Here is a 7,819-nt window from a genome sequence, read left to right as displayed (position 1 = left end):
AACGCCGCCATGAACGGCAAAATAGTGCCGGGAGAGGGAGAAACTCTACAAAAAAAGGTTCCAAGCAAATTTTTTATTGCTTGGAACCTTTTTATTTACTATTTTTGGCTAGTTATGTCCCAGCCTCTTTTAATGTAAGTGTTGATAGGGTCTTTTAGGTTGAAAATTAGTTTGCACAGAAGAACGGTCCTTCTGTGATTTTGGGTGCTCTTTCCTATTTTCTGTGCGATATTTCTCATCATACTTCGAGAACATAGAAATATTTGCCAGTAGTCCCATCGCAATCGATAAGACGATTATGGATGATCCTCCATAGCTTATAAATGGCAGTGTAACTCCTGTGATTGGGAGCAGACCAGACATGCCTCCTAAGTTAATAATGGCTTGGATTCCGATCATAGAAGCAATCCCTATTGCAAGCATACTCCCGAATGAATCCTGACATTTCGTTCCAATCAAAATTCCTCGTAAAACAATATAAGCAATCCCTATAACAACAAAACCTACTCCAAAGATTCCTAACTCTTCAGAAATAACCGACATAATAAAATCTGTATGTATTTCTGGTAAGTAACCATACTTTTGTATCCCTTGGCCAAGGCCAACTCCTTTTAATCCCCCTGATCCAATGGCAAGATAGGAATTTACAAGTTGAAACCCTTCATCCCCTTTCGTACCAAACGGATCGAGAAATCCGCTTATTCTTTTCATGTTTCCTGATGTGAAAATCCGGTCAAATTTTAATAGAGCGAAAGGGAGTAATACAAGAAAAACGCCCATCCCCATCATTAATAACTTTGCAATTGTTCGAAACCCCATACCTGAACAAACAATAATAATCATCCCGATCAAAAAAGTAATCATAGCTGTTCCATTATCCGGTTCCATCTTAATTAAGAAGCAAACAACAACAAGATAAATAACTGGGGGCAATGCTCCAACATTAAATTGGTTAATATATTTCTGTTTATTGGCGTAAACAGCCGATAAATAGATAATCACACTTAACTTTACAAATTCCGAAGGCTGTATAGTTCTATTTCCTATCAGTTTAATCCAACTTTGAGCATTATTACTCGTATGGCCAATCATGGAAACGGCTAATAATCCACCGATAGATAGTATTGTCGTAACGATAAGAAACTTTTTATTTCTAAAAGCCTTATATGGGAAAAGTGCAAAAAACAAAAAAATGAAAAAACCAATAAGCAAATTAATTTTTTGTTTTTCGTAGAAATAGTCTGCAGAAACTTCATATTTTTGGATGGCAATGACCATGCTGGCACTATACACCATAATGAGGCCAAATAGAGATAAAAGTATGTACATAATAATAATTGAATAATCATATGATTTCAGGATTTTTTTCAGCATAAAATTCTTCCAATCTATGAATCAGTTTGCAGAGATACTTTCCACATCTTAAAAAACTCAAACAATTTCAAAAAACTGTTTGAGTTTATACAAAAAGGGCTATGCCTAAACCGCATCCTTTACTTTCTAATAGAGGCTTCATGTAGAACAGATAATTGTCTTTCTAGAGAATCCATTAATTCTTTTCCATATTTTGGATCGACTAGTCCAAGACGAACAGCAAAATCAATTTCGCGAGACAAGCCAAACATTTGTGTATCTAAAACTTCTTCATATAAAGGGCATTGCGGCATTGTTAGATTGTCCATTTGCACTTGAATCAGACGGAGAATTTTTTCTGCATCTGCCTTCAATAGTGCATGGGCTTTTTCCCGATGATCAACTTTCATATCCGACACCACATTTAATCCCCCTTATTCATAAGAACAAAATATATTCTCTTCCTTGCCTGTCCGCTCATAATCTAATGAGGACAATACTATTACTAAATTTTACAACTAAACCAGTGAAATTGCAACAGTAAAGACCATTACATCTATTTCAACTCTTGATTTTCCCACCAAAAATATCTTTTTATGTTCATGACTTTAATTTTTGATTCATTCACGCTATAATGGACATTTGTAAGAATCAAAGGCTTAAATTCGCGACAACAATCGCCACGCCTTTGTGACCTACGTGTTGCAGACCTAATGATAAGGGGGCTATAAAATGGATTTGATTATGACCATAAAAGGAAATGTTAAATTTCCGATAACATTGGATGTTGGGGCTTGGATATTTGATGATCGTCGCATTGATTTAGATACATACTTCTCTGAAGATAAAAAACAAGATCGTTTAACAGAGGATGGAACGACTGTATCCAAGCATTGGGATCGTACTATTAAAGAGGGTGCCGCACCACAAAAAACGCGAAAAAGATATGAAAAAGCGAAAATGTTAACAAGCACCTTTGCAATTAAGTTAGAACCCTTTCTTAAAAACGCAGAACCTGCTCCAGAAGCAACCACTCTCGTATTTGAGACAAATACTGAAGATGTCTCTATTCCTTTAGAAGAAGGGTATAATATCCTTGTACAATTCTCAAATAAAGGAAAGGCTCTAAAAGAAGATGGACCTGTCCATATTCTTTTTCCAGATGGTTCTAACCTTGATCAGCCTATTAAGAATGTCAAAGCTTTTCGCGTAGAATAACACTTAATTAAGGCAGATGGTCCTCCCTCTGTCTTTTCTAGGATAGTGAGCGGAGCCAAGCCAAACTGGAAAAAAACCAATTTGTATTATCATTTTTAGTTTCGTCCGCTTTTCGGCCTACTCCGCTAAACGGGTAGTTCTGTTATTACAATAAGTCTGCAGCTAATTGAGCAAGATGTGATCGTTCCCCTTTTACCAATTTTATATGCCCTGCTATTGCTTCCTCTTTAAAGCTTTCAAGTACATAACTTAAACCATTATTATATTCGTCTAGATAAGGATGATCAATCTGTTCAGGATCCCCCATAAAGATAATTTTACTACCTTCCCCTACCCTTGTTAAGATCGTTTTAGCCTCATGTTTCGTTAAATTCTGTGCTTCATCAATAATAATAAATTGATCAGGGATACTACGCCCGCGAATATATGTGAGTGCTTCGACCTCAATGGAACTCATTCCTGCTAAAATCGCATCTAACTCTCCTGGTTTTTTGGTGTTAAATAAAAATTCTAGATTATCATAGATCGGTTGCATCCACGGTCTAAGTTTTTCTTGCTTTTCTCCTGGGAGATAACCAATATCTTTTCCAACCGGAATAATTGGTCGCGCGACGAACATCTTTTTATATACTCGTAAATCTTCAGTCTGCATCAATCCTGCCGCCAAAGTTAGCAATGTTTTGCCTGTACCTGCTTTTCCGATTAATGTTACCAGTGGAATATCCCGCCTTAATAGCAACTCTAATGCCATCGATTGTCTTGCATTCTTTGGCTTTATTCCCCAAATTAGTTCATTTTGCGCGGAAAGTTTTTGAAGGATCACTCCTGTCTCATCGATCATGCCAATTCCAGAAGTCGAACTACCTAACTCATCCTTAATAATGACAAATTGATTAGGAAAGAATCGCTCATTCGTGCAATTAGATAAGGATATCTCCCCACGTTCATAAAATAAGCTAATCTGGTGTATATCAATATACAGTTCTTGTACACCTGTATATAAATGGTCCAATTCAACGACTCGATCATTCAAAAAGTCTTCAGCAGCTAACCCTAAAGCATCTGCTTTTACACGAAGAAGGGCATCTTTGCTCACTAATATGACTGGCCTCCCATCGGCTTTCGCTTCTTCTTCAAGTGCAATATTTTTAGCAACAGCTAAAATTCGATTATCATTCGTCTTTTCAAAGAAAACTTCTTCCAACTGTTTAAAAGAGCGATGATTTAATTCGATCCTTAAACTTCCACCATTTGAAAGCTGGATTTTTTCATGAAGTTTTCCCTGTTCTCTGAAGCCATCTATTAGCTTTGCAATTTGTCTTGCATTCCTACCTATTTCATTCATATAACGCTTTTTTGCATCTACCTCTTCCAGTACAACGGCCGGAATCACAATTTCATTTTCTTTAAATGAGAAAAGTGCATTTGGATCTTGTAGCAAGACATTTGTATCTAAAACATATATTTTGCTCAATATTGATGCCTCCTGCCCCTTTTTTTCGATCTAGCTTCAACGCCTAGCAAATTTATAATTTCGTCTTATGAAACATAGGCGTAAGGTTGGCACTGTACTATTATAGATGCCTTACATCCCATTCAGATATTTGAAAGAAGTGTTACGCTTTTCATATCTTATGTCTTGGATCAGTCACCGGTTCATTAAACTTACTTATGGGGACCCTTTTTAATGAAATATATGAACTTCTGCATAAAGTTAGAAGATATATCAAAAATTAACCTCAAGAAGTAAAGAAATTATATATTGGAGGGGTTCAATTGCGTAAATCGTTTATTATACTTATGGCTGTATTAAGTATTTCGGCTTGCTCTCAGAAGCAAGAAAACATTGGTGAGACGGATGTAGCACCTAGAGGAGTGTCTGTTCAAGATAGTCATCTTGACTATAATCAGGGGCAAAATTATACAGATGATGAAAGAGCTAATCACTTAGCAAATCTTGCCGCAAGTGTTCCTGATGTTCAGAATGCAACAGCTGTTGTCATTGGGAATTTAGCCGTTGTAGGGATCGACATCGACCAGGACGTAGAGCGTTCAAAGGTCGGAACAATCAAATACTCGGTCACAGAAAGCCTACGACATGATCCACAGGGCGCAGGAGCCATTGTCGTAGCGGATCCTGATTTAAATGCTCGACTCAAGGAAGTCGGTGAAGATGCTCGTGCTGGTAAGCCAATTAGAGGCGTCCTGAATGAATTGGCTGATATTGTTGGTCGCATAATACCTGATGTGCCTTTACCTGAAGAAGGGAAAAATCCACAAGTTGAAGTAAATGAAAAGGATCAGCAAAACGATCAGGACATCCAACGGATACAAAAAGAACAATCCAATGATAAAAATCAGTAACTTCATTTGTTTCATGTTATAATTGGAATGAAGATCGTTATTTTTCATCCAGAGGTGAGCAAATGAAAGTACAATGTGTTATCTGTCACGTGCATGACACCTTAGAAGATGATTCATCTCTTGCGAAAAAACTACGAAATCGACCTATTCATACCTATATGTGTCCTAAGTGCTATGAACGAATAAGAGTAAATACTGAAAAAAGGAAACAAAATGAGAATTTCCACTTATTTCATGATCATAGGAAAAGGGTAGATTTCTAAGATTTATTTATATGCAAAAAAGAGGCTATCCCACGGAAGTGGTCAATGGCCTCTTTTTTAAAAGGAAAAAAGTATGAAATTTGGCTCATGCCGGATCTAGCGCTTGCGCTTTTCTTATACCGTACCTGCCTTTTTCTCTCTTCTCAAGCGAATTTTATAAATGATAAGGATGGCTGCCGCTACCATAAGCCCTTCTGTAATTGGTAGGAATATCGCTAAAAAAGTTAAGAACAGGCAACCTACGATTAAAAAAAGATAGATAATCAGTGATTTTAATATTGGTAATTTCTTTGCAAATCCAAGCTTATATACAAGAATCGCTAATGCCGTAATCGTCATCCAAAGCAGCCAATTCGTAGCAGTTGGATTATTGGTCAATGTATAGTAGAACTTTAATGTTGGCGAAAACCGTTCGATCGCTATTTGATCGGCGTTAACAGACCCCAACAAATACAATTGGTTTAGCATAAGGTAAAAGTTGATTCTCACTCTCCCCTTCCCTAGGCCTGCAGGATGCAGGTCACAAAGGCGTGGCGATTGCTGTCGCGAATTTAGCCTTTGATCCTTACTTTTGAGGGTGAAACTCCCTATAAAGGGTGTTTCAAACCCATCATAACATATATAAACGGGAAAGCCCAAAATTTTAGATCTGTGTTGTCTTTTTCTTTTTTGCCGCTTTCTCCCGCTCATTTTTATTTAATATTTTTTTACGTAAACGTATCGATTCTGGAGTAACCTCGCAATATTCATCATCATCCAGATATTCCAGTGTTTCTTCTAAGGAAAGTATTCTAGGTTTCTTTATAACCGATGTTTGATCTTTGTTTGCAGATCGAACGTTTGTCGCATGCTTCGTCTTCGTGATATTGACTGTGATATCATTTTCCCTATTATGCTCCCCAACGATCATACCTTCATAAATTTCTGTTCCTGGCTCTACAAAAATCGTTCCTCGGTCTTCCACCTGCATAATCCCATAAGTAGAAGCTTTGCCTGTTTCCATAGATACGAGAACACCTTGTCTGCGTCCTCCTACTCTGCCCTTCTCCATTGGGCGATAAGTGTCAAAGGTATGATTCAAAATGCCATAACCCCTTGTTAAAGTCATGAACTCTGTCGTATAACCAATTAACCCACGTGCGGGGACATGGAAAATAAGACGAACTTGTCCATTTCCATTGTTAATCATATCAAGCATTTCCCCTTTACGGGCGCCTAAGGATTCAATCACGCTTCCTGTATACTCCTCGGGTGTATCGATTTGCACACGCTCAATTGGTTCGCACTTAACACCGTCTATTTCCTTTATAATAACTTGAGGTTTTGATACTTGTAATTCATAGCCTTCACGACGCATGTTTTCAACTAGGATGGATAAATGTAGCTCACCACGTCCTGATACGATCCAGGCATCTGGTGATTCCGTATTTTCCACTCTTAAGCTTACGTCTGTTTCTAATTGATTCATCAGTCTTTCTTCAATTTTCCTTGAAGTTAAATACTTCCCTTCTCTTCCCGCAAAAGGACTATTATTAACTAGAAATGTCATCTGAAGTGTTGGTTCATCAATATGAAGAATTGGCAAGGCTTCTTGATGTTCGACTGGACAAATCGTATCTCCTACATCAATATCTTCCATACCAGATACAGCGATCAAATCACCTGCGAAAGCCTCTTCGATCTCGATTTTCTTCAATCCTAAGAATCCAAACATTTTGGTTACACGGAATTGTTTCGTTGTACCATCTTGTTTTAAAACAGCAACATGTTGGCCCACTTTCATGGTTCCTCTGAATACTCTGCCAATCCCAATTCTTCCCACATAGTCATTGTAATCAAGTAAAGAAACTTGAAATTGCAACGGTTCTTCCCTATTATCGATTGGAGCCGGAATAAAATCTAAGATTGTCTCATATAATGCTTCCATACTTTCATCTTGTTGTTCAGGATCTTTACTTGCAGTACCATTAATGGCCGATGCATAAATCACAGGGAATTCAAGTTGTTCGTCATTTGCATCAAGTTCAATAAAAAGTTCAAGGACCTCATCAATAACCTCAGCAGGTCTTGCAAAATCACGGTCAATCTTATTTACTACAACAATCGGTGTAAGATTTTGTTCTAACGCTTTTTTCAAAACAAATCTAGTTTGCGGCATACATCCTTCATAAGCATCAACAACAAGTAAAACACCATCTACCATTTTTAGAATCCGTTCCACTTCGCCACCAAAATCGGCATGGCCTGGTGTATCTAAAATATTTATTTTCGTATCCTTATATTGGATAGCTGTATTTTTAGCCAAAATGGTTATTCCACGTTCTCTTTCAATATCACCTGAGTCCATTGCTCTTTCTTCAATATGTTCATTTGAACGAAAAGTTCCCGATTGTCTTAATAGCTGGTCGACTAGTGTTGTTTTGCCATGATCAACGTGAGCGATTATGGCAATATTTCTGATATTTTCTCTATGGTTCAAAAGTGGTTCCTCCCTATATATTTAAAGATCGTCTGATTTATGTCACGGATAAACATTTCAGTTTTATCCCGATTGGTTCAACTAACAATCAGTGGGGATGAGGGAGCAGACTAAGATAACCACTTCCACATTGTTTCATATT

The 7,819-nt window shown here is 37.4% G+C and carries 8 protein-coding genes; 3 read left to right on the top strand and 5 right to left on the bottom strand.

Annotated elements, in window-relative coordinates:
• Positions 1-129 precede the first annotated feature (129 nt).
• Positions 130-1,374: an FtsW/RodA/SpoVE family cell cycle protein gene (locus KI363_RS09080; protein ID WP_158320483.1), complete on the bottom strand. Its 1,245-nt coding sequence runs from the start codon at positions 1,372-1,374 to the stop codon at positions 130-132.
• 119 nt (positions 1,375-1,493) lie between these two features.
• Entirely contained in the window at positions 1,494-1,775 is a 282-nt protein-coding gene (locus tag KI363_RS09075) for an Fpa/YlaN family protein (RefSeq protein ID WP_158320484.1), read from the bottom strand.
• A 310-nt stretch (positions 1,776-2,085) separates the two neighbouring features.
• Between KI363_RS09075 and KI363_RS09070 the strand changes: the two genes are divergently transcribed.
• Positions 2,086-2,571, top strand: a complete 486-nt coding sequence (locus KI363_RS09070; protein WP_158320485.1) for a peptidyl-prolyl cis-trans isomerase — start codon at positions 2,086-2,088, stop codon at positions 2,569-2,571.
• A gap of 145 nt (positions 2,572-2,716) precedes the next feature.
• Here KI363_RS09070 and KI363_RS09065 read toward each other — a convergent pair whose 3' ends face one another.
• On the bottom strand, positions 2,717-4,048 hold the full coding sequence (locus KI363_RS09065; protein ID WP_191967330.1) for a PhoH family protein: 1,332 nt from the start codon (positions 4,046-4,048) through the stop codon (positions 2,717-2,719).
• A 299-nt stretch (positions 4,049-4,347) separates the two neighbouring features.
• Between KI363_RS09065 and KI363_RS09060 the strand changes: the two genes are divergently transcribed.
• Together KI363_RS09060 and KI363_RS09055 are read left to right on the top strand one after the other, a co-directional pair.
• Positions 4,348-4,935, top strand: coding sequence for a YhcN/YlaJ family sporulation lipoprotein (locus tag KI363_RS09060; RefSeq protein ID WP_158320487.1), 588 nt, complete (start codon positions 4,348-4,350; stop codon positions 4,933-4,935).
• Between the two features lie 62 nt (positions 4,936-4,997).
• Entirely contained in the window at positions 4,998-5,198 is a 201-nt protein-coding gene (locus tag KI363_RS09055) for a YlaI family protein (RefSeq protein ID WP_158320488.1), read from the top strand.
• A 114-nt stretch (positions 5,199-5,312) separates the two neighbouring features.
• Here the strand turns inward: KI363_RS09055 and KI363_RS09050 are convergent, their stop codons facing one another.
• Together KI363_RS09050 and typA are read right to left on the bottom strand one after the other, a co-directional pair.
• Positions 5,313-5,681, bottom strand: a complete 369-nt coding sequence (locus KI363_RS09050; protein ID WP_373306763.1) for a YlaH-like family protein — start codon at positions 5,679-5,681, stop codon at positions 5,313-5,315.
• A 160-nt stretch (positions 5,682-5,841) separates the two neighbouring features.
• Positions 5,842-7,677 carry a translational GTPase TypA gene (gene typA, locus KI363_RS09045; protein WP_158320489.1) on the bottom strand — a complete coding sequence of 612 codons (1,836 nt, stop codon included), beginning with the start codon at positions 7,675-7,677 and terminating at the stop codon, positions 5,842-5,844.
• Positions 7,678-7,819: the final 142 nt, after the last annotated feature.

The sequence above is a fragment of the Lederbergia ruris genome (assembly GCF_018332955.1).
Taxonomy (GTDB): Bacteria; Bacillota; Bacilli; order Bacillales; family Bacillaceae_C; genus Lederbergia; species Lederbergia ruris.
Note: the sequence above shows the minus strand (reverse complement) of the source record. Positions and strands in the feature narration are given on the sequence as shown.

Excerpts from the sequence above, each read along its gene's own strand:
- KI363_RS09080 (WP_158320483.1), bottom strand. The coding sequence starts at position 1,374 with ATGCTGAAAAAAATCCTGAAATCATATGATTATTCAATTATTATTATG.
- KI363_RS09055 (WP_158320488.1), top strand. The coding sequence starts at position 4,998 with ATGAAAGTACAATGTGTTATCTGTCACGTGCATGACACCTTAGAAGAT.
- KI363_RS09070 (WP_158320485.1), top strand. The coding sequence starts at position 2,086 with ATGGATTTGATTATGACCATAAAAGGAAATGTTAAATTTCCGATAACA.